At 68.6% G+C, this 22,824-nt stretch carries 20 protein-coding genes, 1 tRNA gene and 1 riboswitch; of the genes, 11 read left to right on the top strand and 10 right to left on the bottom strand.

Annotation, left to right across the window (positions count from 1 at the left end; all coding sequences use genetic code 11):
• Positions 1–211 precede the first annotated feature (211 nt).
• On the bottom strand, positions 212–412 hold the full coding sequence (gene thiS / locus NM961_RS15370) for a sulfur carrier protein ThiS (protein WP_255915290.1): 201 nt from the start codon (positions 410–412) through the stop codon (positions 212–214).
• Positions 413–685: 273 nt separating this feature from the next.
• Complete coding sequence (locus NM961_RS15365; protein WP_255915289.1) at positions 686–3,238, bottom strand: DUF6600 domain-containing protein; 2,553 nt, start codon at positions 3,236–3,238, stop codon at positions 686–688.
• 440 nt (positions 3,239–3,678) lie between these two features.
• Here NM961_RS15365 and NM961_RS15360 point away from each other — a divergent pair.
• A tRNA-Gly gene (locus NM961_RS15360) sits at positions 3,679–3,752 on the top strand.
• Positions 3,753–3,843: 91 nt separating this feature from the next.
• Here the strand turns inward: NM961_RS15360 and NM961_RS15355 are convergent.
• Complete coding sequence (locus NM961_RS15355; protein ID WP_255915288.1) at positions 3,844–4,293, bottom strand: MerR family transcriptional regulator; 450 nt, start codon at positions 4,291–4,293, stop codon at positions 3,844–3,846.
• A gap of 268 nt (positions 4,294–4,561) precedes the next feature.
• On the opposite strand from NM961_RS15355, the gene NM961_RS15350 reads away from it, so the two are divergent.
• Both NM961_RS15350 and NM961_RS15345 read left to right on the top strand, forming a co-directional pair.
• On the top strand, positions 4,562–5,500 hold the full coding sequence (locus tag NM961_RS15350) for an NAD-dependent epimerase/dehydratase family protein (RefSeq protein ID WP_255915287.1): 939 nt from the start codon (positions 4,562–4,564) through the stop codon (positions 5,498–5,500).
• A gap of 209 nt (positions 5,501–5,709) precedes the next feature.
• Positions 5,710–6,873, top strand: a complete 1,164-nt coding sequence (locus NM961_RS15345; RefSeq protein WP_255915286.1) for a GGDEF domain-containing protein — start codon at positions 5,710–5,712, stop codon at positions 6,871–6,873.
• 88 nt (positions 6,874–6,961) lie between these two features.
• On the opposite strand, the gene NM961_RS15340 is transcribed toward NM961_RS15345, so the two are convergent.
• Positions 6,962–8,758 (bottom strand): hypothetical protein, encoded by a 1,797-nt coding sequence (locus NM961_RS15340; RefSeq protein WP_255915285.1) that lies wholly within the window; start codon positions 8,756–8,758, stop codon positions 6,962–6,964.
• Positions 8,759–8,912: 154 nt separating this feature from the next.
• Here NM961_RS15340 and NM961_RS15335 point away from each other — a divergent pair, with 154 nt between their 5' ends.
• Entirely contained in the window at positions 8,913–9,542 is a 630-nt protein-coding gene (locus NM961_RS15335; RefSeq protein ID WP_255915284.1) for a hypothetical protein, read from the top strand.
• A 56-nt stretch (positions 9,543–9,598) separates the two neighbouring features.
• Here the strand turns inward: NM961_RS15335 and NM961_RS15330 are convergent, their stop codons facing one another.
• From NM961_RS15330 to NM961_RS15320, 3 genes are all read right to left on the bottom strand, one after another.
• Positions 9,599–10,537 (bottom strand): hypothetical protein, encoded by a 939-nt coding sequence (locus NM961_RS15330; protein WP_255915283.1) that lies wholly within the window; start codon positions 10,535–10,537, stop codon positions 9,599–9,601.
• 166 nt (positions 10,538–10,703) lie between these two features.
• The gene (locus NM961_RS15325; protein WP_255915282.1) at positions 10,704–12,137 is read right to left on the bottom strand and encodes a hypothetical protein; all 1,434 of its coding nucleotides are present in this window, start codon (positions 12,135–12,137) and stop codon (positions 10,704–10,706) included.
• A gap of 170 nt (positions 12,138–12,307) precedes the next feature.
• Positions 12,308–13,201 carry a LysR family transcriptional regulator gene (locus NM961_RS15320; RefSeq protein ID WP_255915281.1) on the bottom strand — a complete coding sequence of 298 codons (894 nt, stop codon included), beginning with the start codon at positions 13,199–13,201 and terminating at the stop codon, positions 12,308–12,310.
• An 82-nt stretch (positions 13,202–13,283) separates the two neighbouring features.
• Between NM961_RS15320 and NM961_RS15315 the strand changes: the two genes are divergently transcribed.
• The 3 genes from NM961_RS15315 to NM961_RS15305 are packed head-to-tail and all read left to right on the top strand — an operon-like array spanning position 13,284 to position 16,008.
• A complete protein-coding gene (locus NM961_RS15315; protein ID WP_255915280.1) occupies positions 13,284–13,946 on the top strand; it encodes an ankyrin repeat domain-containing protein in 663 nt (220 codons plus the stop codon).
• A gap of 5 nt (positions 13,947–13,951) precedes the next feature.
• Positions 13,952–15,403 (top strand): amidohydrolase family protein, encoded by a 1,452-nt coding sequence (locus tag NM961_RS15310; RefSeq protein ID WP_439334221.1) that lies wholly within the window; start codon positions 13,952–13,954, stop codon positions 15,401–15,403.
• A 2-nt stretch (positions 15,404–15,405) separates the two neighbouring features.
• Positions 15,406–16,008, top strand: coding sequence for a hypothetical protein (locus tag NM961_RS15305; RefSeq protein WP_255915278.1), 603 nt, complete (start codon positions 15,406–15,408; stop codon positions 16,006–16,008).
• Between the two features lie 41 nt (positions 16,009–16,049).
• Here the strand turns inward: NM961_RS15305 and NM961_RS15300 are convergent, their stop codons facing one another.
• Together NM961_RS15300 and NM961_RS15295 are read right to left on the bottom strand one after the other, a co-directional pair.
• Positions 16,050–16,235: a hypothetical protein gene (locus NM961_RS15300; RefSeq protein ID WP_255915277.1), complete on the bottom strand. Its 186-nt coding sequence runs from the start codon at positions 16,233–16,235 to the stop codon at positions 16,050–16,052.
• Positions 16,232–17,743, bottom strand: coding sequence for a hypothetical protein (locus NM961_RS15295; RefSeq protein WP_255915276.1), 1,512 nt, complete (start codon positions 17,741–17,743; stop codon positions 16,232–16,234). Before NM961_RS15295 ends, NM961_RS15300 begins: the two co-directional genes overlap by 4 nt.
• 286 nt (positions 17,744–18,029) lie before the next feature.
• Positions 18,030–18,209, top strand: a riboswitch (yybP-ykoY riboswitch).
• On the opposite strand from NM961_RS15295, the gene NM961_RS15290 reads away from it, so the two are divergent.
• Positions 18,210–18,797, top strand: coding sequence for a TMEM165/GDT1 family protein (locus NM961_RS15290; protein WP_255915275.1), 588 nt, complete (start codon positions 18,210–18,212; stop codon positions 18,795–18,797).
• 65 nt (positions 18,798–18,862) lie between these two features.
• On the opposite strand, the gene NM961_RS15285 is transcribed toward NM961_RS15290, so the two are convergent.
• A complete protein-coding gene (locus NM961_RS15285; RefSeq protein ID WP_255915274.1) occupies positions 18,863–19,501 on the bottom strand; it encodes a class I SAM-dependent methyltransferase in 639 nt (212 codons plus the stop codon).
• 64 nt (positions 19,502–19,565) lie between these two features.
• Between NM961_RS15285 and NM961_RS15280 the strand changes: the two genes are divergently transcribed.
• From NM961_RS15280 to rimK, 3 genes are all read left to right on the top strand, one after another.
• On the top strand, positions 19,566–20,435 hold the full coding sequence (locus NM961_RS15280; RefSeq protein ID WP_255915273.1) for a helix-turn-helix domain-containing protein: 870 nt from the start codon (positions 19,566–19,568) through the stop codon (positions 20,433–20,435).
• Positions 20,436–20,512: 77 nt separating this feature from the next.
• Positions 20,513–21,409: an SDR family NAD(P)-dependent oxidoreductase gene (locus tag NM961_RS15275; RefSeq protein ID WP_255915272.1), complete on the top strand. Its 897-nt coding sequence runs from the start codon at positions 20,513–20,515 to the stop codon at positions 21,407–21,409.
• A gap of 429 nt (positions 21,410–21,838) precedes the next feature.
• Positions 21,839–22,735 (top strand): 30S ribosomal protein S6--L-glutamate ligase, encoded by an 897-nt coding sequence (gene rimK, locus NM961_RS15270; RefSeq protein ID WP_255915271.1) that lies wholly within the window; start codon positions 21,839–21,841, stop codon positions 22,733–22,735.
• Positions 22,736–22,824 lie beyond the last annotated feature (89 nt).

Genomic DNA, 22,824 nt, shown 5'->3' with positions numbered 1-22,824 from the left:
GGTCTGCAAGCCTCAATGCCAAAGCCAAATCGGGAGCACAGCGGGGTGAGGCAGGTTGCCGTCCCTGGAGCGATGGCCGGCCGGATCATCCCCGACCTGGCGTTCGAGACTGCGGCCGATGCCATTCCAGCCATCGGCCGAGCGCGGTCTCTCACCCCGGCGTTCGCGGCCGCAGCCCGTGCGTTTCATCGCAAAGGCTGAGCGCGGCCGCTCACCCACCGCCCATCGCATGCACGATTTCAACCTGGTCGGCGGGTTGCAGCCGCGTGTTCGCGTGCTGGCTGCGCGGGATGATCTGGCGATTGATTTCGACGGCGACGCGGCGGTTGGCATAGCCGTTGGCTTCGAGCAGGCCGGCCAGGGTGGTGTCGGCGGGGCAGTCGTGGGGAGTGCCGTTGAGAAGGATCTGCATGACAGTAGGGAGGTGCTGGTTGCGGACGGGCGATCGTCCACTCTAGACGACTGCTTCCTTCCAGGCGACTGCCCTGGCCGGGTGGCGGACGGGGCGGTCCTGCGTACTGTGGATGAAGCCCGGCGGGCTTCCGTCGTAACGCCGGCGCTCAGATGTGACGCGCGCCGGCCGCAGCACCGCACAAAAAAGGGCGGCCTCGCGGCCGCCCCTGCGGATGACTGCGGCAGGATCGCCGTCCCGGCGATCCGCCTGCATGGCGCTGTTCGATGCGCTTCAGCGATCCCGCGCGCGGCGCTCGTCGCCTCCGTTGCGGCCGCCACGGTCGCCACGGTCGCCGTCATTGTCGCGGCGTTCCTGCGGCGGTGCGCTGCGTTCCTGCGGCGGCGCACTGCGTTCCGCGCGCTGCGGCGGCGGAGCGCGCTCGACCGGCGGCGGCTCCGCCCGCTGCGGCGCCTCGAAGCGCGGCGCGGGTTCCGAACGCTGCTGCGGCGCTTCGCGGCGTTCAAAGCGCGGGCTGGGCTCGCTGCGCTGCACCGGTTCGCTGCGCTGGATGGGCTGGCGCTCCATACGCTCCGGCGGCGCCGCGCGTTCGATGCGCTGCTGCGGAGCGCGCTCGATGCGTTCCTCGCGCATCACCGGGCGGTCTTCGCGCTGTTCGCGCTGCACCGGCTCGCGCCGTTCAAAGCGCGGGCTGGACTCATTGCGCTGGATCGGCTGGCGCTCGCCGCGTTCCTGCGGCGGTGCGCGTTCGCTGCGTTCCTGCACCGGCGGCCGCTGCAACCGTTCCTGCGGCGCGGGGCGTTCGTTGCGCTCTTCGCGCGTGACCGGCTGGCGGATCTCGCGCTGCACCGGCGCCTGGCGCACGTTGTCCTCGCGCGGCTGCGTCGGACGCTCGAAGCGGCCCGAAGCTGGTTCACGCGACGGCGGCGCACCGCGATCCCTGGACGCCGGCCGGTCGTCGATCTCGCCGCGGCCGCCCGGACGGGTGAAGTCGCGTTCCGGCGGCGTCAGCGTACCGTCGCGGCGCTGCGGCGGGCCGCGGTCCACCGGGGCGCGCTCGCCCGGGCCACGGTCCGCCGGCATGCGTTCGCCCGGAGCACGATCCATCGGCGCACGTCCGCCGGGGTTGCGGTCCATCGGCGCGCGTTCGCCAGGGCCGCGATCGGTGGGCATGCCTTCGCGCGGCTGCGCCACGCGGCCGCCGTCACGTCCCGGCATCGCATTGCCGCGTTCCAGGCGCTCGCCGTCCACGCTGCGCACGTTGGCCCGGCCGCCGTCGCCGACCACGCGCACGCGCTCCGCCACATCCGGCCCGCCGGCGCGCGACGTGCGCTGCAGCGATTGCATCGCATCCAGGCCCAGGCCGCGGCCGGGCTGACGCTGCAGCGTGGCCTGGCGGTCGGCGAAGGGCACGATGGATTGCGGCGGCGCCGAGCGCGCCACCACGGGGCTTTCGAACACGCCGCGCTGCGGCGGGGCGGACGAGACTCGGCTGGCGCCGACCACGCTGCGCGCCGTCGGCGCCAGAGCGGCCATCTGGGTCACCTCGGCGCGCACCGCGGCCTGGCGGTCGAGCGTGATCATCTGCTGGCGCACCGAGCGCGAGTTCACGAACGCATCGCTGGACACCGCCGTGATCGCGCCAGCCACGCCGCGGTTGTGGTAATTCACCGAGACGCGGTTGCGGCCGCTGGAATAGTCGTTGTAGATGTTGGTGATGTAGGTGTTGTTGATCACCGTGTTCGTCACATTGACGTTGGTGAAGTAGTTGCGGCTGGCGCGGTACGGCGGCACATACACCTCGCGCGGCCCCAGCGGGAACCAGCCGATGGGCCGGCCCACGTTGATGCCCACACTGAAGTTCGGCCCGCCGACGAAGGCGACCAGGGCCGGCGCATACACCGGACGCACCGCGACCGGGCCCGGTATCCAGCCCCAGCGATTGCGCACGTTGACCCAGCGGCCGTAATGGAACGGCGCGAAGCCCCAGTCGGCATCATCCACCCAGGTCCAGCCCCAGGGGTCCTGCCAGATCCAGTGGCCGTCGCGGTACGGCGCCCAGTCCACCGCCACGCGCGAGGGAAACCAGACGTTGCCGTACTCGGTAACTTCGGTCCACGAACCGTACTCGTCCAGGTCGGAATAGCCGATCAGGTCCTCCGAGACATAGCGGCGCGAGACCGAGCGGTCCGCGCGCTCGTCGCGCTCCATGCAGAAGCGGTCGAAATCGTCCGGCCGCGGAATGTCGAAGACTTCGTAGTCCTGCAGGCGGGTGTCGTAGAAACGGATCGCCTCGCCCTCGCGGATGCGGAAATTGGCCTGCTCGCCGTGCGCCTCGCCGCCGCCGTCCCAGACTGCGACGGTGGTGTGATTGCTGCGCGGATCGACGTCGATGCGGTATTCGCCCGGACGCGAGACCACGAAGGCCAGCGTCGGCGTGTCGACTTCGAAGATCTGATCCTCGTAGATGCGGCGCACGCGCAGATTCAGCGTGCCCTGGGTGATCTCGACCTGGGCCGTGCGGTCGTCGAGATTGAGGATCTGGAAGCTGGTGCCTTCATCAATGCGGAAGGTCGCATTGCCCGCCTGCAGCTCGGCACGGCCGCCGCGGCCGGCCCAGAGCCGGTCGCCGCGGATCAGCGGCCGGTTGCGCGTGGCATCGACCCAGTCGTCCTCGCCGGCCGGCGAGAAACTCAGCTCGCCGCGCACGTGACTCAGGCGCGCGACCCGGCTGGGCGGATCCACATAGTCGGCCTGCGCAGCCGTCGTGGCCAGAATCAGCAGCGCTCCGCCCAGAACCGCCGCGAACCGCGTGAACATCGACATGAATGTCTCCTCGGAATAGACGCCCCGACCAACCCCGGCGGGATGGGTCTCCGGCGCACGTATCTGAGCCTACCCAGGCTGAACGCTCACCTGCCACCTGCGCGAACAAAAGCGACGTTTCCGGGGTGTTCAACGGGCGCTCAAACAAGGGCTTGGAACAGATTGCCGGACGTTGTGCTGCCGGCGCCGCAAAGCCTTGCGGCAATGGCTTTTCCAAGCTCCTTCCGTCGGCCGGTTCCCGCCGCCGGACCAGTGTCGGCGGGACCATTCAGCGGGTTGCCCGGGCCATACCGCACGTCGCCAGGACGATACTACTGAGGCCGCTGCCGATTCGGCATCGCCAATTCCCCGCTCCCTGGCCATCAGTGTCCACCACGGCAGACCGCACATTCCGAGGCCGCGTTGCCAGTCCTGCCCGCCGCATGGCTAAATACCCGGACGCGGGCGTAGCTCAATGGTAGAGCTGTAGCTTCCCAAGCTACTGACGTGGGTTCGATTCCCATCGCCCGCTCCACCACCCACCCGTGAGCACCGCGCAGAACCTTGGCCCATCGGCAGCCTCATCCGCCCTGGCGTCGACCGGATGGAACCTGCGCCCAATCCTGCTATTCCACGATATCGCCGCCTTCACCCGGCTGCGGAACCGGTACGGCATTTCCACGCAACTGCTCCAGAACCCACCGCGGCCGTTCCGCGCAGGCGATTTCTTCCGGGCGGTTCCGGATGCGGTCGATGGCGACGAGCAGTTGTGTCTTGTTGTGCGCCAGCCGCTGCTGCAGCCGGTCGATCCCGGCGACCTTGCGTTGCAGGCTTTCGAGCAGGGCGTCGTGCTGCCATGTCGCCTTGGCGTCTGGCAGCAGGCTGCGGATTTCTTCGAGTGAGAACCCGGCGCTCTGGGCACTGGCGATGATTTCCAGCATCCACAGTGCTTCAGGGCCGTAGTGCCGGTAGCCGTTCTGCCTGCGCTCGACGGTGCTGAGCAGGCCTCTCTTTTCGTAGAAGCGGATGCGCGAGGTCGCCAGGCCGGTGCGTTTTGCCAGTTCGCCGATCTTCATAGCGGAGTCTGGAAGTGGCTTGACATTGAAGTTTACTTCAACTTTAGAGTCGGGCCGCCGTCGACGCTTTCGAGGTGCCGCCGGGAAAACCTGCGGCAACGGCCGGCGCCGTCCGCGGCGCATTGGCGGTTGTGCCGGGCTGGCAATGACACGGCGGCCGGTGGCCGCAGTCGGCGGCGCACCGTGCGACCGCAACCGTGATGATTCGCCCTCGCGGGTTGCAGAATTTCTTCCGGCGATCTTCAGCCAGAGCGACTAAGGAGCCCACATGCAGACCATCCTCGGTGCCACCGGCCAGATCGCGGTGGAACTGGCGCGGGAGTTGCGGCGCGGCTACACCGGCGACCTGCGCCTGGTCAGCCGCAATCCGCGCAAGGTCAACGCTACCGATACGCTGGCCGCGGCGGACCTGCTCGATGCGCGGCAGGCGGCCGAGGCGGTCAAGGACAGCCGCATCGTCTATTTCACGGCCGGATTGCCGCCGGATACAGCATTGTGGGAGGCGCAATTCCCCGTGATGCTGAAAAACGCCCTTGAGGCCAGCCGCGCCGCCGGTGCCGCTTTCGTCTATTTCGACAACACGTACATGTATCCGCAGGATGCGCGCCTGCTGACGGAAGACGCGCCCTTTGAACCGGTGGGCCGCAAGGGCAGGGTGCGCGCGGCGATGGCGTCGCAGGTGCTGCAGGAAATGGCGCGCGGCGACATTCCGGTGCTGATCGGCCGGGCGCCCGAGTTCTACGGTCCCGGCAAGACGCAGAGCATCACGAACACGCTGGTCATCGACGCCATCAAGGCGGGCAGGAAGCCGCGCGTGCCGGTGCGGGACGATACGCGCCGCACGCTGATCTGGACGCCCGATGCCAGCCGTGCGCTGGCGCTGCTGGGCAATACACCGGATGCGTTCGGTCAAACCTGGCATTTGCCCTGCGACGACGACCGCCTCACCTATCGGCAATTTGTGGCGCTGGCGGCAGAGGTCTTCGGTAGCGATTCCACGTACAAGGTCCTCCGCAAATGGGTGTTGATGGCCGCGGGACTGGCATCCCGGCAGGTGCGTGAGCTGCGTGAACTGCTGCCGCGCTACGCGCAGGACAATCTTTTCGATTCCACCGCGTTCAAGCGCCGCTTTGCCGAATTTGAAGTGACGACCTACCGGCAGGGGCTGGAACGCATTTGCAGCGAAGCCGGTCGCGGCACGGCGTGAAACAGAGCGCGGTCTGGTCGTGTACCCGATGCCTGAATTCCGTGTCCGAACCCGCCGCAGGCGGGGGCGCCGCGCCAGTCGCGCGACTTGCGGGAAACACCAGCCGGGTTGATAGTGGCGCCGGACAAGCTTGACGTTCTGTGGGGACAGGACGCGCTTTCCGAAGGGCGGGTGCGGGGCTATACGGACGACGGTCTCAGGGGGGCTGTATGTCGTATGAGACGGTACACACCATCGGTACCACGGTGTACTTCGTGTTCTTTCTGCTGTTCCTCTGGGCGATGCGTGTCCCGAGGACCAATCCCGGCGCCGGCTGGTGGGCCGTGGCCATGTTGTTCGCATTGTCGGCCCGGCTGGTTCTTATCCTGTTTCTGCAGCAGGAGAGCCGCTTCACGCTTTCCGTCTACAGCGCGCTGAACGTGGTCGAGAAAGTCTGCCTCGTCATCGGCATGGTGCGCTTCTTCAATGTCCGGGTTCCGCTGCGCTGGTTCTGGTGGGCGCTGGCGGCTATCGAAATCTGGATTCTGCTGGTCTGGGCTGGCGGCGCGCCGGCGCTGATCCGCAGCGCCGGCGTGGCGCTTTTCAACGCAGCGATACTGAGCTGCGTGGCCTGGCTGGCCTGGCGCGAGCGGGCCCGGCTCAACCGTAGCCTGATGTGCGCCACCGCGCTCCTGAGCGCGCTGCTGGTACTGCACTGGCTGTCGGCGTTTCTCATCATCGAGGCGGAGCCCAGCTGGTCCAGGCATGGTTTCATGCTGGGCACGGTGCTGGTGTTGGCGCAGTATTTCTCGCTGCTCGCGGCGGTGATGCTGAGTTTCCAGAAGCGCCTGCTGGAAGCCGAATCCCGCGCGCTGGATCTGGCATTCCAGGATCCGCTGACCGGCCTGAGCAACCAGCGCTATATGACGGCGCTGTTTGAAAAGGCCTTGCTGCTGGCCAACCGGCCGCACCAGCTGGCGGCGATCATTTACATCGATATCGACAACTTCAAGCCGATCAACGACCGTGCAGGCCACCGCGTCGGCGACGAAGTGCTGAAGCTGCTGGCGGGACGGCTCAGGAAATCCACGCGCAGTACCGATATCTGCGCCCGGGTGGGCGGCGATGAATTCGTCGCCATCTGCACGCAACTGGACGATGCCGGCCATGCGCACGAGATCGCGGCAAAGATCCTGCGCGAGATGACCACGCCGATTTCCGTCGGCGGAAAAGACTATCTCGTCGGCGCCAGCATCGGCGTGAGCCTGTATCCGATGCACGGCGACTCATTGGCCAGACTGCTCGACTACGCGGACCAGGCCATGTATCAGGTCAAGAGCAGCGGCAAGAACGGCTACCGCGTACACGAAGCGGCGGAGACGGCGCCGGCATAGCCGGACGCGGGCTTCCCGCGCCGCTGGCGTCTTTACCCGTGCCGCTGCGCGGGATCGCACGCCGGTGCAGCGGCCGGGTACGGCATTGCTACAGCCGGCTGATATCCGGTGCGCGCTCGCCCAGCCACGCCCGCTGCAAAGCCTGGCGCGTGGATTGCTCCGCGGCGGTATCGCCCTTGCGCTTGTAGACCTCGGCCAGGCCCGCCAGCGCCCAACCGTTGCCGCGCACGCGCACCAGCGAGTCGCGCAGCGTCTGCTCGGCCGCGTCGAGTCTGCCTTGGCGCAGGTAGACAGCGCCCAGCGACTGGCGGATCGGGTAATACCAGTACGGCGGTTCCATGTAGGCCAGCGAATCTTCCACCGCGACGGCTTCTTCATAGGCTTTCGCGGCGGCGGCGAGATCGCCGCGGGCATCGGCCAGCCGCGCGCTCGCGACCAGCCGCGCGGTACGCAGGATTTCCTTGCCGGGAACTAACCAGTCTGTGTAGGGCTTGAAATCCGCGCTGTCTTCCAGCCTGGCGATGGCGTCGATCTCGCGCTGGGCGCCGGCGGCATCCTTGTTCGCGGCATGGCCCAGCGCGCGTGAATAGTGCGCCAGCGCCGACACCAGCACCTGGCTTTGCGGCGGCGCTTTCAAGGCGAGAACGGTTTGCGGCGTGCTGAAGACGGCGTGCGCCAAATACGGCGCGGCCTTGATCGGCTCCAGCATCGGATAGCGCGCGACGGTCTCGTCGGCGAGGGAGGCATCGAGCCTGGCCGCGGCGTCGATCGCCGTTTCGCCGTCGCCGCCCATCTGCGCGGAAACCAGCACGAAATGGATGTTGTGCGGGTAGTAAGCCGACTTGTACATGGGATCGGATGGCGAGGTGCGGAAATAGGCTTCGTCGGCGGCCATCGCGCGCTTGTTGACCTCCAGCGATTCGCGGAACAGTCCCAGGCGGTAATAGATATGGGCGGGCATATGCACGATATGTCCTGCGCCGGGCATCAGTTCGGCCAGCCGGCGCGCGTGCGGCAGCGCGCGCTCGGGCGTGGCCGAAGCCTCGACCGCGTGGATGTAGAAATGGATTGCGCCGGGATGCCGGGGGCTGCGTGCCAGCACGGTTTCCAGCGTGGAGAAAATTTCCGCGGCGCGGCCCTTGGGCTTGGTGCCGGCGGCTTCCCAATAATCCCACGGCTGCGTGTCCATGACGGATTCGGCATAGAGCGTGGCGATGGTGTCGTCGCGCGGGAATTGCGCGGCGACCTGCTTCATGGCATCGGCGAAGGCGCCATCCAGTGCGGCGCGGTCGGCGCCGGGATCGGCGGAATAGCGCTTCTGCAGCGCTGCGATCAGAGCGCGGTCCTTCTGCGGCGCGGCGGGTGCGAGTTGCACCGCTTTTTCCAGCGCAGCCCAGGCCGGGGCCACGGCTTCGGGCAGCATCGGCGCGTTGATGTTGGGGCCCAGTACCAGCGCCTCGCCCCAGTAGGCCAGTGCGAAGGCCGGGTCTTCCTTCTGCGCGGCGCGGAAGGCGCGCTGCGCCTCGGCATGGTTGAAGGCGAACGCCCAGCGCAGGCCCTGATCGAAATAGGCCTGCGCCTTTGCGCTGCCGGTACCCGCCTTGAAGCCTACGTTGCCCAGATTGTCATACAGCGGCGGCGCGCCGTCCGCGGCTTTCACCGGCTGCGGCGGAAACGGCCGGGTTTCGGCCTGTGCAAGCACCAGCGTCTGCAGCAGGCGCGGGCGGCCTTTGCCGGATGAAGTACACAGTGGCGCGGGCAAATCGAGCAGCGGATCGGACACCGTTGCGGCCGGAACGGATTCCCCCGGCCCATGGGCGATCACGCCGGTGAAGCTGGCCAGTGCCACGGCCAGTGCCGCGGCGATCGACGTGGACGCATTCATGCGGACTTCCTCGCGGTAGGGATCGGTGGGTTTCGCGCTCCTGTTCTGGCGGGAAGTATGCGCCACATCCACGCCCCGGCGACGGCTGCGGTGGTACCGCTCCTTCGTTCAAGCGGGCACCATAGCGCGGCTTGATTCCGACTCCGGATTTCTTATGGAACACGCGCTGTTCGAGCAGTATGTGACGGCCAAGGCACAGGGCGAAAAGCGCCTGGCAAGCCACCTGATTGCCCGTTTCATCGCAACGTTCTCCACCGATGAAGAACGCGAGACATGGACACGATGGTATCTGGACAGCCGCACTGGCGATCGCCGGATCCGGCACGAACTGTTCGAGCACGTGATCTTTCCCGTGCTCCTGGCCGGCTACCAGCGGTCGGATCTCTGGTGCCTGGAGATGCTGGACCGCTATGCCCAGAACCTGTACCGGGCGCAGCACCTCTGGGCCCGGGTCGGCTACAGGACCGACGTCCAGTTTGCGCAGCAGCGGCTGGCGCTTGCGCCGCACGACGGCCAGGCCCGGGCGCGCGTGCTCCAACATTGGATAGGCTGGTTTGGCCACAGCGAACACGAGTGGCCGACCGGAATCCTCTACGGCATGGACGGTGCCACGGAGCAGCAGTGCGCGGAGATCCTTGCACAAGTCCATGAGGTCCGCGCGTTGGATCAGGAAGGCCGGTACCGGGACTACCTGGATCAGTTCGAAGCGAAGGTCCGGCAATACCTGCAGCGCCTGTCGGATAGGTCAGCCGCGGGCGGCGCATCCCCCACGCAAAGTGCCTGAGCCGGCGCCTTTTCGGCCGGCCACTCGCAGGACAGGCATATCCGGAACGCTGGCCGTCAGCGCATCCCCAGCCCGACCAGCACCGCCACGGCGCTGTCTTTCTTGTTCTTGCGCGCATAGGCCAGCGCATCGGCGGCGCCGATGATGATTCCGTCGAGGGCGCAGCCGGCGGCGGCGATGCGTTGCAGCAGGGCCGCATCGTCCTGCTCCACGGCGTGGGCCAGGGCCAGCTGCAGCGCGCGCGGATGTGCCGCCAGCGTGCCGCTGTCGAGCAGGCCGCGCCAGTCGATGCGGGCGCGCAGATAGAACGCGAGCAGGGCGTCGGCCAGCGCCGCGGGCAGGCCGTCCTTGCGGCATTGCTCCAGGTACTCCAGCAGTTCCGAGCCGCTGCCGTAGCCGCGGCCGGGCGCTAGCGGATCGTCGTGCAGTGCGAGGCAGCCGAACGCGGTATGCAGGTCGGGGGCGAAGGTCGCCACTGCGTCTTCAGTCAGCGCGGGCGACCAGGCGGGCGGAAGGCCCATCTTCCAGGCCAGTACGCCGCCGTCGTCAGGGGCGCCGGGCGCGGTAACCACATAGATGCGGTCGCGGTATTCAAAGCCGCCTATGGGCAGATAGAACAGCTTGCCGTCCCATTCGCGGCCGTCGTCCTCGGCGATTTCCCGGGCCTGTTCCTGCTCGTGTTCGATCCAGCCTTGCAGGTCGTTGTAGAAACGGCTGCCGTGATAGAACAGCTCGCACCAGCTCACGGCTTCCACGCGCGAGCCTGCGCGGGTGGGCATGGGTACGCTCAGGGCGTAGTCCAGCCGTCCGCCGGCGGTCTGCCGCCACAGTGCCCGCAGTGCCGGCGGCAGCGGCCCGGCGCACAGCGCCTGCACGGCGGCGATGGCGTCTTCGTCCATCGGCGGCTGTGCATCGAAGATCACCCGGTCCGCGAACAGTTCGATGCGGTGTTCGCGCAGCGTGGCCAGTTCCGTGGCGCTGAAGGCGTGCGTCATCCTGTCTCCCGCTCCGGCGGCTTCGCCGGCATGGCTGTCGGTGGTTGCGACAGCCAGTGTAGCGCGGCGATTCACCGGTTTTCCGCTCAGTTTGGCCGGCACTGCGCGAGGCGCGGCATCGTGTGCGCCGGCGTGCCCGGGCCGCTGCCCGGGCGTGTGGCTGCGTTCACTTGCTGCTGTCGCGGCACAGGCGGGGCGTTCCCTGCGCCGGCGGGAACGAATGGCCGCTATGCGACTGGGCCGCGCTGCGCTCTTCGAAGCGATCGCTGAAGATGAGATCCGAGGACAGGCGCAATACGCCGATATGGGTGGGATCGGCCTCCTGCAGCGAACCCGCGATCAGCGGCCGCCCGGCGTCCAGGGTCAGCGCATCGGCGCGGTTGTTGCCGTTGTGCATGGGCAGGCGCACGACGCCGTTGTTGTCGAAGGTGTTGTCCAGCGTGCCGTCGGCGTGCACGCGGGCGGCGAAGAAGTCGGTGCCCGCGGCGGCCGAATATACCCAGCCGGCGGCGACGATGCGGCCGTCGCTGCGCCGGGCCAGCGCGCCGATGCGGCTGCCGGCGTCGCGGGTCAGTTCCACGAAGCCGCCGCCGAAGCCGTAGTCCAGGGCGCCGGCGGCGGTCCTGCGCAGCAGCACGCTGCGCTGGGGTTCGGTCGCGTGCCACCAGTTCATGGCGAAGACGACGGTGCCGTCGGGATTGGCGGCGAGCGCGGCCGGCGTCCATGTGCCGCTGGCAATCGAGGGCTGCGGATTGACTATGGACCAGCCGCTGCCGGAGAAACCGACGTCGGGGTTGCCGTTGGCCAGCGTACGCGCCAGGAAGGCGAAAGCGCCACTGCCTTCGTCGACATTGCCGGTCACGACGATGCGGCCCTGGGCATCGACCGTCATCGCCGTCACGCTGGTCGGAAACGTGCCCGCTCGCTGCAGCAGCGCCCAGCCGCCGCTGCCGAATGTGGAGTCGGGCGTGCCGTCGGCGGCGACGCGCAGCAGGAACACCTTGTGCACCGAGGCTTCCGGGCAGCTGTGGCAGACGCCGGCGAATACCAGCTTACCGTCCGCCTGGCGCGCCGCGGCACTGGTAAGCAGCGTGGCCGCGGGCCAGGCCGCGTTCTGGTAGCCGCGCTTGCCGCCGGTGCCGATGGCAGTGTCGGCGTCGCCGTTGGTGGTGAGCTGGGCCAGCGCCGGGTATTGATTGAAGTCGTCGTCGAGATTGGCGCTGCCGGCGAGCTGCACGCCGCCGCTGGACAGCGGGAACAGGCCGAGCAGCTGGTCGTTGCTCGCCGGTGAGCCGGCGATGCTGAAGTCCACCGTGCGATAGCCGGCGAAGCCGAAGCCGGCCACCAGGGCACCGGCCTGGGTGAATTTCGCCACCGCGAAATTGTCGCCGCCGGTCGTGCCCAGTGTGGTGGCGCCGACGTAGACCTGCCCCGTGGACGTTGTGGCTATCTGCGCGCGGCGGGCCGGGCTGGCCCATTCGGCATAGGCTTTGCCATCGCCCGAGAAGGCGGGGTCGGGATCGCCGTCGGCGGCCGATGCGGGGCCGGCGAGGGCGAAGCAGAGCGCAAGCAGGGCGCAACGGCGCCGGCGGTGGGACATGACGGGTTTTCTGGTGGTGTGCATGGAAGCCCCACGGAGAACCCGCCGCGCCGGGGCCAGCGGCGCCGGCGCGGCGACACCGGCCATGAGTGCAGGGTGCGATAGTCAGTCAGTCCGGCCGGCCCGCAAGCAGGCACAGGGCCGCGGGAATGCGTGCGGTTTTCGACAGCTCATTTCCCGTGGCGCCTGTGCTCTTTCTCCAGCATCTGCGCGAAATTCCGCGCCAGTTCCTTGATCGCCGGATCGGCCGTGGGGCGGTGCAGCAGCGCGATGTCCACGCTGTCGATCTTCGGCCAGCCGCTGCGCGCGCCGAGCACGGCGTGATCCGCGGTGACGGCGCGCGCGGGCAGCAGGCTTATGCCCAGTCCGTCGGCCACCGCCGACTGGATGCCCGACAAACTGGAGCTGGTGAAGCTGATGCGCCAGCGCCGGCCGAGCTTCTCCGCGCTGGCGATCATCTCGTCGCGGTACAGGCCGCGGATGGGGAATGCGACCAGGGGCAGGGGATCGAGCTGCACGCTGGGGCTTCCCGCACTGTCGATCCAGCACAGGGTTTCCGGCCAGCGTGCCACTGCTTCGCGGCTGTTGCGCCGTTGCTTGACCACGACCAGGTCCAGATCGCCGCGCTCGTAGCCGCCGGCCAGGTCCTGGCTCAGGCCGCTGGTTACTTCCAGCTTGATGCGCGGGTGTTTGCGGTTGAACGCCGCCAGCAGATGGGTGGTGCGTCCGGCGGCGAAATCCTCCGGCACGCCCAGGCGCACGGTCATGCTCACTGCGCTGCCCGACAGCGCATCCCAGAGTTCGTCGTTGAGCACCAGCATGCGCCGCGCATGGGCCAGCACGGTCTCGCCCGCGTCGGTGGGCCGCACGGCGCCGCGGCCGCGTTCCAGCAGGCGATGGCCGGCCATTTCCTCCAGCCGCCGCACCTGCTGGCTCACGGTCGACTGGGTGGAATGCAGGCGTGCGGCGGCGGTGGTGAAGCTGCCGCAGTCGGCCACCATCACCGCGGCGCGCAGCAGGTCCAGGTCGAACGGCGTCCTATTCGATTTGCCACTGCCGGTCATTTGAATATTTGGCTTCTAAATGAGCAGTCCGGCTTCTACCATGTTCCACCGCCGGGCGCGAAGCCTGTGGCGGGGAGTCCGCATGAAGCGCCTCTATACTGCGTTTGCATTGGTGATCGCCATGTTCACAGCCACTGCTCCGGGCGCTGCGTCGCTGGATGAGCAATTGCAGCAGGCCGCCGCCGCGGGCGACGCTGCCGCCGTGCGGGATCTGCTGGGCAAGGGCGCCGCCGTCGATGCGCGCGACTCCGCCCGGCGCACGCCGCTGCTGCGCGCCACCCACGGCAATCATGTCGATGCCGCCAGGGTGCTGATCGACGCCGGCGCCGACGTGAACGCCAAGGACGCCATCCAGGACAGCCCCTACCTCTACGCCGGCGCCCGCGGGCATCTGGACATCCTGCGCCTGACGCTGGCGCACGGTGCGGACCTCACGAGTACGAACCGCTACGGCGGCACGGCGCTGATTCCGGCGGCCGAGCGCGGCCATATCGAGACGGTGCGGGCATTGATCGATGCCGGTGTCGATGTCGACCACGTCAACCGGCTGCATTGGACGGCGCTGCTGGAGGCCGTCATCCTCGGCGACGGCGGCGCGCGCCACGTCGAAATCGTCAAGCTGCTGGTGGCGGCGAAGGCCGACGCCAACCTGGCCGATGGCGACGGCGTCACCCCGCTGCAGCACGCGCGCCGGCGCGGCTATGGGGAAATCGAACGAATTCTTAGTGCCGCGGGAGCGCGCTGATGCTGATGAAGAGCCTGTTTCTTGCCTGTGCCGCGGCGATTTCCGCAGTTGCCGCGCCAGCTTTCGCCGCCGCTGCCAAGGGCGACGTGATCATCCGCCACGCGACCGTCGTGGACGTGGAGCACGCGCGCACCGTCGCCGACCAGGCCGTGGTGCTGCGCGGCAGCGATATCGTCGCCGTGGGCGACGACAAGGACATCGCGGCCAAGTGGCAGGCGCCGCGCTCGGTCGAAGGCAAGGGCCAATACCTGATCCCCGGTCTCTGGGACATGCACGTGCATTTCGGCGGTGGTCCGGAGCTGATCGAGGAAAACAAGGCGCTGCTGCCGCTGTACCTCGCCCACGGCATCACCACCATCCGCGACTGTTCCGGTGATCTGCCGGAGCAGGTGCTGGCCTGGCGCGACGAAATCGCCGGCGGCAAGCTGCAGGGGCCGCAGCTGTTCACCTCGGGCGCCAAGATCGAAGGCCTCAAGCCGGTATGGAAAGGCACCATCGAGGTCGGCAGCCAGGCCGATGTGGATGCGGCCTTTGCCCGGCTGCAGCGCGACCGCGTCGACTTCGTCAAGATCACCGACAGCACGCTGGATCCGCCGCTGTTCCTCTATGCGGTGGCGCGTGCCAAGCAGCTGGGCCTGCGTTCGTCGGGACATATTCCGATGGCGCTGACGGTGCAGCAGGCCGTGGATGCCGGCCTCAGCTCCATCGAGCATCTGGACTACGCCTACAAGGCCGGTGTGAAGGACGAAGCCGCCATCGCGGCGGATTTCGCCGCCAAGCGCATCGACAGGGCCGCCGCCAACCAGCGCCTGGACCAGGGTTTCGACCGCGATGTGGCCATGGCGGCGTACCGGCGCTTCGCCGCGCAGGACATGTCGGTCACGCCCACACTCAACGGCGGCCGCATTCTCGCCTTCCTGGACCGCGACACGCATGCGGACGATGCGTACCTCGCCTACATCGGCCCCAAGCTGCGCAAGACCTACGACTGGCGCATCGAACGCGCCGCCAAGGCGACGCCCGCCGAGATCCAGGCACGCCACGAACGCTATGCCCGTGTGGCCGCCGTGCTGCCCCTGCTGCAGCAGGCCGGCGTGACCATCATCGCGGGCACCGATGCGGGCTTCCTCAATTCCTTCAACTATCCGGGTATAGGCCTGCACGACGAACTCGGCCTGTTCGTGGAGAACGGACTGACGCCGGCCCAGGCCCTGTCTACCGCCACCCGCTCCGGCCCGGCCTGGTTCGGCAAGCTTGTCCGTTATGGCGCCGTGGCCGAAGGCAAGGCGGCGGACCTGGTGCTGCTGCAGAAAAATCCGCTGCAGGACATTGCCGCGACGCGCGCCATCAGCACGGTGATCCTGCGCGGCGAGGTCTACGACCGTGCCGCCCTGGACGCCATGCTCGACGCGACGCGCAAGCAAGTCGCTGCCTGGAACGCGGCGACGAAGCCCTGAGCATGCGCGACTGGGCGGCATTGCGGGCGTGCCTCGCGCCCTGGGGCGCGCTGAAATCGCAGCCGGCCAGCGACTGGCAAGGACCTGGTCCGTTGCCGCCGGCGCTGGCCGACTTCTATCGCGAAGTCGGCCCCTGGGGCGAAACCTTCCATGCGTCCGTCGGCGCCGTGGGACTCACCATCGCCGCGGGCGGCAATCCGGTCGAAGTGCCGCCGCTGCACAAATTGTGGGCGCGCCAGGCCGGTTTCGCCTGGTCGCGCTCACCGGCCGAGCCTTTGCCAGGCTGGCCGGCGCAGTGGCTGGTGATCGCGCTGGAAGGCAGCAATCCGTTCGTACTGGACCGGGACAGCGGCGCGGTGCTGTTCCATTTTTCCGGCTGCGGCCACTGGCGTGAACCGCGGGTTTTCGCGCCGGACCTGGCGATGGCGCTGGGCGGCATTGCGACGGTGGCCAATGCGCTGGGCGCACTGGGCGACGAAGCGCTGGATGACGATTACACCCTGAAAGACAGCAGCCGCGATTTCGCAGCGCGCGCGCTGGCGGAGTTCACCGGAGACAGCGGCCAGGCGCAGGCGATGCTCGCGGCCTGGCAGTGGTATCTGTGAAATCGGCCCTGGCATTTATTGCGGCAGCGACATGCGGCCGTTCATCGCTTGCGTTCGCGGTCAGGGGCAAGCGGCGATTCGCCGCTCGCGCCTGCGTCGACTGCATCGCCGGCGGCCTGGTTGCGCCGCATCGGCTGCGTGGGCGCAGCCGATGCGGCATGACGCTGCTGGCTGCGGATCTCCGCGCGTCGGATCCCGGGTTCGCCGGCCTGGCGTCGGCGGGTCACGGCTGCTCCGGCGATGAAGCATCCGGATGTGTCACCTCCAGTTCGCGCCGTTCGCATTCGACGAACGCACGCTCGCCGGGCTTGAGGCAGTTCACGACTTCTTCCTTGCGGCAGACGAATACAGAGCGGTCCGCCGTGCCGCCTTGCGTCGGGGTGGAGGCTGCGGGCTCGACCTGTTCGTAGGTGCAGCTGTGGTAGGTGCCGACGATTTCCCGCGCAGTGCGCTGGCTAAGTTCGGCGGTGTTGTAGTCCTCGGCGCAATCCGGCGAGGCGCCCATGCCCGAGGCAGTGATCTCGCCGCTGTGCAGGTCGATATAGAACGCTTCGATGCTGCGGGCCGGACAGCCGCCGCCCTGGCCCATACCGGTGATGGTGGGATGGTCGATCACATCGGTGACGGCCAGGACATTGCCGTCGTCGATCGCGAAAAAATGCGTTGGCGGCGCGACCCAGCTCGCCTCGGTGCGCCGCAGTGTGTCGCCTTTGCGATAGCTGACGGGTGGCCCGCACAGGAATGCGCCCTTGTCGTCCAGCGGCAGCGCCGCGTAGTCGATGGCGGTGATCTCCGGCGACAGGCCGTCGGGGTCGTCCTGGTAGGATGCGGCCGGCAGGCGCAGCGCCAGCACCCGGCTCACGGTGGTTTCGCTGCCGGGCAGGAAATAACCGTGGCTGAAATCCTGTACGCGCGGATGCGAGGTGCCCTGCAGCGGGAAGCCGCAGGCGACGGCGTAGCGCTGCGGCGTCGCCAGCGTCCAGGTATTGAAGCGGACGCCGGGCTCTTCCTGGTCGCGCTGCAGGATCTGGCAATGTCCGCCGCGGCATAGCGACAGCTGCGTGTAGAGGCGGGTCAGGTCGAGCTGGTCCGTGGCCGGCCAGGCATTCCAGGGCAGTTTCAATTCCAGCGTGCGTTCAGTGGCATCGGGCGGCGCCGCTCTCACGGCGAGCGCGCCGTCCGGCTTCAGCTCCTGCAGGATCGCGCGTTCTTCGCTGCGGCCGGCGGGAGTTATGCGCCACTGGCGCACGAAGCTGTCCGCGACGGCCGCCCGATGCGGCGCCTGCTGCGCGAACCATTCGCGGCAGCGTGCCTCGCCGTCCTTGGACTGCAGGTTTTCCGGATGCTCGAACGCGCAGTCATCGGCGCTGCGGTAGTAGTGCGGCGCGACGAAGCGCTGTAGCCAGCCCACCGGCGGCAGGGTCAGGCGATCCATGCTGGCGATGCGCAGGATCAGCGTCACGTCGTCGCCGGGCGGCAGGCGCGCAGCGAGGTTCAGGCCGCTGCTGTCTGCCGCCAGCCAGGCCTGCGCGTCGACGGCATCGCGGTGTTGCGGGGTGGTTTGCAGCAGGGCTTGCGCGGGCCATTCGTCGATTGCGCCGTCGAAGACGTATGCGCCGGGCATGGCCGGCAGCGGCTGGGGCTGCAGCGGAAAGAACAGCGGCTCGACCAGGTCCGGCTGCTGCAGCGCCAGAGCGATCTCGGCTTGGGGTGATGAAGACAGCAGCGCTGTCACGACTATTACAGCGATTCCGACGTTGCGGCGAAGATGCGGCAACATGGATTTTCCCCCAGATGCGACGAGTGCAGTCTAGCGCCTGCGGCGGCCTTGGCGCTGGTGACGCGACAAAGATCAGCGGATTGCCCCGCGCTGCCCGCAAAAAGGCCGTCGAGGCCGGGCGGTTCCGTGGAACTGCGACAGATAGCGGGCCATAGGGACGGTGTCGCGTACGCGCCGGGCGGAAATCCGGCGCCCCGCGACCAAGATCAGGCTTGCAATCGGGCAGTCGCGTCCTTACCCTCGCGCCGTCACTGGGGAGTAGCCGCCTCCGCACAGGAGGAGCCGACGTCAACAGACTTGGTCGCAAGACCATGGCGTCGGCAGCATCCGCTAGGCGAGACCTTTGACTCTGTAGTCCATAGCCGGGGCCGGCATGGATGGCAGGGTCATTGGTATCCGTTCGCCGGCCCCGGGATTGTTCATGGAATCTCTGATTGCTTCGTTTGGCATGGTCGCGATCGCCGAGATGGGCGACAAGACCCAGCTGCTGTCGTTCGTCCTCGCCACCCGTTTCCGCGGCCAGCACTGGCCCATCATCGCCGGCATCTTTGCGGCAACCATCTTCAATCATCTGTTCGCGGCCGCCGTCGGCGGCTGGGTCGCCACCGCGCTGAGCCCGGATGTGCTGCGCTGGATCCTGGGCCTGGCCTTCCTCGCCTTCGCCGTGTGGGCACTGATTCCCGATACCCTGGACGGCGACAGCCAGGACACCACGCGCCACGGCGCCTTCCTCACTACCCTGGTGCTGTTCTTCATCGCCGAGATGGGCGACAAGACCCAGCTCGCCACGGTGGCCCTGGGCGCGAAGTATTCGAGCGTGGTGCTGGTGACCATGGGCACCACGCTGGGCATGATGGCGGCCAACGTGCCCGCGGTGCTGATCGGCGAAAAGCTGGCGCAGCGGTTTCCGCTGGCCAGGATGCGTTTCGTCGCCGCGGCGCTGTTTGCGCTTTTCGGCCTGCTGATCCTGTTCAAGTTCAATTTCGGGCTGGGGCTGGGCGGTCTCTGAGGGGGCGCGGGCCGATGCGACAGGCGCATCGGGGCGATCCGCTCCGGTGCGCCGTGCCGGCGGTTTCAGCCGGCACGCTGGAAAAGGCAGTAGGTGAACGGTTGCACCGATCCGCCCGGCGTTTCGTGCGCTTCGACCGTGTGGCGTTGCAGCAGGTAGTCCGCTCCCAATAGCTGTTGCAGCGCGGGGGCGTCGTAGCGCTGCACCGGCAGGCCGCTGCAGCGCGCGGGGCCGTCCGGCGCGAAGGTGGCGAGGATGAGATGGCCGCCGGGTTTCAGTGCGCGGGCGAGCTGGCGCAGGTAGGCCTGGCGTCCGGTGTCATCTGTGAAAAAGTGGAAAACGGCGCGGTCGTGCCAGAGGTCGATGCTGTGCGGCTCCAGCATCACCTCGCCTATGTCACCCTGGCGCCAGCTCACCCGTGCCGCGGCGGCGCCCAGGCGCTGGCGCGAGACAGCCAGGGCTGCTTCGGACAGATCCAGCACGGTGAGGTTTTCATAGCCCTGCGCGAGCAGGTCGTCCGGCAGTGTGGACGCGCCGCCGCCGACATCGATGAGGCGGGCGCGGCGGTCGGGCAACGCGGCCTGTATCCAGTCCAGCGAACATTCCAGATGTGGCCGGAACCAGCTGACCGTATCGCGCGGCTTGCTGCGGTAGACGTTTTCCCAATGTTCGGGCGGGCTGGCGGGCGGGACGGGCATCGTCATGGCAGGGCGGCTGATTGCGGCGATGCCGCAGCGTAGCGCCGGAAGCGCGGCGTATCATCCGGGCATGAGCGAGCGGCTGTTCCTGCGTCTGGACGACGACCCGCTGGCGGGTCCGGAAACCACGGCCCCGTCCGGCACGCTGCGCGGCTTTGATGCCGGCGAGGAATTGCGCGGCTGCGTCGCCGGCATCCTGCTCTATCGCGAAACCTTCGCGCCGCGGCAGCAGGTCATTGAGCGTGTGCTGCCCGACGGCGCGGTGCGGCTGGTGTTCAATTTCGGCGATCCGCCGGCGCTGGGCGATGCGGCTGGCCAGCCTGCTGCGGTCGTGGGCGCAAGCAGCACGGCGGCCCTGGTGCAGTTGCGCGGGCGCATGGAAGGCATCTCGGTGACCCTGCGCGCCGGCGCCGCGGCCGCACTGCTCGGCCTGCCGGCCGGCGAAATTGCCGGCACGGCCGTGACGCTGCCGCAGCTGTGGGGCCGGCGCGGCGCCGAATTGCAACAGCGCCTGGGCGAGACCGCGGACGATGCGGCGCGGGTGGAACTGATACGGGCCGAACTGCGCCATCGCCTGCACCGGGCCGCGGAAGGCCCGGCGCAGGCTTGCATGGCCGCGGCGCGTTTCATCAGCGCCGCCGGCGGCCGCCGGCCGCTGCGCGAGATCGCCGCCGCCGTCGGCGTGGGCGAGCGCCGGCTGCAGCAGTTGTTCCAGGCCCATGTCGGATTGTCGCCGCGCAGCTGGAGCCGGCTGGCGCGCCTGCACGCCTGCCTGCGCCTGGTGCGCGGCGCGCGCGCGCCGGACTGGGCCGATCTGGCCCTGCGCAGCGGCTTTTACGATCAGTCGCATCTGGTCAACGAGTTCCGCGGCCTCTGCGGCGTGACGCCGACCGAATACCTGGGCCGGGCCGTTTCGGGTTCTTCCAATACGCCGGTCTGAGGCCGGCCTAGCCTTGTCGCCGGCAGCCGCCGCTGCGGCGGCTGGCGCCAGACCACCGACGACGAGGAATCCGCCCCATGCCAACGAAAACCAGCACACCCGATCTGCGCGGCAAGGTCGCCGTGGTCACCGGCGCCAGCCGTGGCGCCGGGCGCGGCATCGCCGCCGAACTCGGCGCGGCCGGCGCCACGGTCTATGTCACCGGCCGCAGCATGCGCGCGCAGCCGGCGCCGGGCTATGCGCAGATCCTGGCGCTGTCCGGCCTGGAGCAACTGCCCGGCAGCATCGAAGACACCGCCGAGGAAGTCGGCCGCCTCGGCGGCCGGGGCGTGGCCGTGCGCTGCGACCACACCCGCGAGGACGAAGTCCGCGCGCTGTTCGCCCGCGTGCAGCGCGAGCAGGGCAGGCTGGACGTACTGGTTAACAATGCCTGGGGCGGCCACGAAGCCTTCGACGGCGTGTTCGAGGCGCCGTTCTGGGAGCACCCGGCGCACCAGTGGGAAGCCATGTTCGAGCACGGCGTGCGCAATCACTGGCTGGCCAGCCGCTGCGCCGCGCCGCAACTGGTGCAGGCGGGCCGCGGCCTGATCCTGACCACGACGTTCTGGGACCGCGGCCGCTACCTGCGCGGCAACCTGCTCTACGACCTGGCCAAGGCCAGCATGACCCGGCTCGCCTTCGGCATGGCGCAGGAGCTGCGTCCGCACGGCGTGGCCTCGATTGCGTTGTCGCCGGGCTGGATGCGCACCGAGTTCGTGCTGCTGGGCCACAAGACCGACGAGGCGCACTGGCGCGAGCGGCCGGCCCTGGCCAGGACCGAGTCGCCGCGCTACCTGGGCCGCGCTGTGGCGGCGCTGGCGGCGGATCCGCAGGTGCTGGCCCGCAGCGGCGACGTGCTGCGCGTAGCGGACCTGGCGCGGGAATACGGCTTTACCGACATCGACGGGCGCCAGGTCGAGGCGTTTGAACTGTAGCGGTCTGCGCGAAGCGGCGGACATCGGCTGCCGGCCGGATGGTGCGGGCGGCGTCCGGGATTTTTGCGGCGCAACAGCAATCCGCGCCGTGCGGCAGCGGGCCTATGAAGACTTGCGACGACGGCGGATGCCGCCCGCAATCCGCGACTGCGCGGCGGCGGGCCGCAGCCGTCCTGCGGGGCGCTCCGCGGCGTTCGCCGGCCGGCCATTGTGCCGCCGTGCGATCCCGCGGCGCGCCTTCATTTGTCACATGCACCTCCAACAATGACCGCGCCGGGTCCGCCGCGCGGCCGCGGCCGGCCTATGCGGCAACCGCCGGTTGCGGTTATGTTCGCCGGCACGGCGCCGCGCCGGCGCTCTCCCTCACCGTTCCAGCAGCATGGTTCCGACGCCCCGGGTGCGAGCGTGTCGGCGCTCGGAAGTCAGTGCATGAATATTGCAATTCTGTCGAGAAATTCAAAGCTGTACTCGACCCGGCGCCTGGTCGAGGCCGGGCGCGAGCGCGGACACCGCGTGCGCGTGCTGGATCCGCTGCGCTGCTACATGCGTATTGCGCCGGGTGAGTTCAGCATCCACTACAAGGGCAAGCAGCTGGCCGACTATGCCGCGGTGATCCCGCGCATCGGCGCCTCGATCACCTTCTACGGCACCGCCGTGCTGCGCCAGTTCGAGATGATGGGCGTGTACACGCCCAATACTTCCGACGCCGTGCTGCGCGCGCGCGACAAGCTGCGCTGCCTGCAGCTGCTGGCGCGCCAGGAAGTCGGCATGCCCGACACGGTGTTCGGCGACAACCCGGACGACACCGCCGACCTGCTCGCCCTGCTGGGCGAGCCGCCGCATGTGATCAAGCTCAACGAAGGTTCGCAGGGGCAGGGCGTGCTGCTGGCGGAAAAGCGTTCGTCCTCGCAGAGCGTGATCGAGGCCTTCCGCGGCCTGTACGCGAATTTCCTGGTGCAGGAATTCATCCGCGAAGCCAAAGGCGCGGACATCCGCTGTTTCGTCGTCGGCGGCAAGGTGGTCGCGGCGATGCGGCGCCAGGCGCGCGCCGGCGAGTTCCGCTCCAACCTGCATCGCGGCGGCACGGCGAGCCAAGTGGAGCTGTCCGCGCGCGAACAGGAAGTCGCGCTGCTCGCCGCGCGCACCATGCAGCTGCAGATCGCCGGCGTCGACCTGCTGCGTTCGCGCCGCGGTCCGCTGGTGCTGGAAGTGAACTCGTCGCCCGGCCTGGAAGGTATCGAAGCCGCCACGGGTGTCGACGTGGCCGGCGCCGTCGTCGAGTACGTCTGCGCTGCGGCGCACAAGCACAGGAAACGGGTTGGCTGAGCGGCATGGGTGCAACGCCCGTGCATGTGCCAGAGGTCCCGGACTCGTGCCGCGACTGTGTCAAAGGGTGTAAATGAATGTCGTCGTAC

Source organism: Tahibacter harae (genome assembly GCF_024437735.1).
GTDB lineage: Bacteria > Pseudomonadota > Gammaproteobacteria > Xanthomonadales > Rhodanobacteraceae > Tahibacter > Tahibacter harae.
Note: the sequence above shows the minus strand (reverse complement) of the source record. Positions and strands in the feature narration are given on the sequence as shown.

Coding starts and splice junctions, on each gene's coding strand:
- rimK (WP_255915271.1), top strand. CDS start 21,839: ATGAATATTGCAATTCTGTCGAGAAATTCAAAGCTGTACTCGACCCGG.
- NM961_RS15290 (WP_255915275.1), top strand. CDS start 18,210: ATGGAATCTCTGATTGCTTCGTTTGGCATGGTCGCGATCGCCGAGATG.
- NM961_RS15310 (WP_439334221.1), top strand. CDS start 13,952: ATGAAGAGCCTGTTTCTTGCCTGTGCCGCGGCGATTTCCGCAGTTGCC.
- thiS (WP_255915290.1), bottom strand. CDS start 412: ATGCAGATCCTTCTCAACGGCACTCCCCACGACTGCCCCGCCGACACC.
- NM961_RS15330 (WP_255915283.1), bottom strand. CDS start 10,537: ATGACGCACGCCTTCAGCGCCACGGAACTGGCCACGCTGCGCGAACAC.
- NM961_RS15335 (WP_255915284.1), top strand. CDS start 8,913: ATGGAACACGCGCTGTTCGAGCAGTATGTGACGGCCAAGGCACAGGGC.
- NM961_RS15280 (WP_255915273.1), top strand. CDS start 19,566: ATGAGCGAGCGGCTGTTCCTGCGTCTGGACGACGACCCGCTGGCGGGT.
- NM961_RS15345 (WP_255915286.1), top strand. CDS start 5,710: ATGTCGTATGAGACGGTACACACCATCGGTACCACGGTGTACTTCGTG.
- NM961_RS15315 (WP_255915280.1), top strand. CDS start 13,284: ATGAAGCGCCTCTATACTGCGTTTGCATTGGTGATCGCCATGTTCACA.
- NM961_RS15365 (WP_255915289.1), bottom strand. CDS start 3,238: ATGTCGATGTTCACGCGGTTCGCGGCGGTTCTGGGCGGAGCGCTGCTG.
- NM961_RS15285 (WP_255915274.1), bottom strand. CDS start 19,501: ATGACGATGCCCGTCCCGCCCGCCAGCCCGCCCGAACATTGGGAAAAC.
- NM961_RS15320 (WP_255915281.1), bottom strand. CDS start 13,201: ATGACCGGCAGTGGCAAATCGAATAGGACGCCGTTCGACCTGGACCTG.
- NM961_RS15355 (WP_255915288.1), bottom strand. CDS start 4,293: ATGAAGATCGGCGAACTGGCAAAACGCACCGGCCTGGCGACCTCGCGC.
- NM961_RS15305 (WP_255915278.1), top strand. CDS start 15,406: ATGCGCGACTGGGCGGCATTGCGGGCGTGCCTCGCGCCCTGGGGCGCG.
- NM961_RS15350 (WP_255915287.1), top strand. CDS start 4,562: ATGCAGACCATCCTCGGTGCCACCGGCCAGATCGCGGTGGAACTGGCG.
- NM961_RS15325 (WP_255915282.1), bottom strand. CDS start 12,137: ATGTCCCACCGCCGGCGCCGTTGCGCCCTGCTTGCGCTCTGCTTCGCC.
- NM961_RS15340 (WP_255915285.1), bottom strand. CDS start 8,758: ATGAATGCGTCCACGTCGATCGCCGCGGCACTGGCCGTGGCACTGGCC.
- NM961_RS15275 (WP_255915272.1), top strand. CDS start 20,513: ATGCCAACGAAAACCAGCACACCCGATCTGCGCGGCAAGGTCGCCGTG.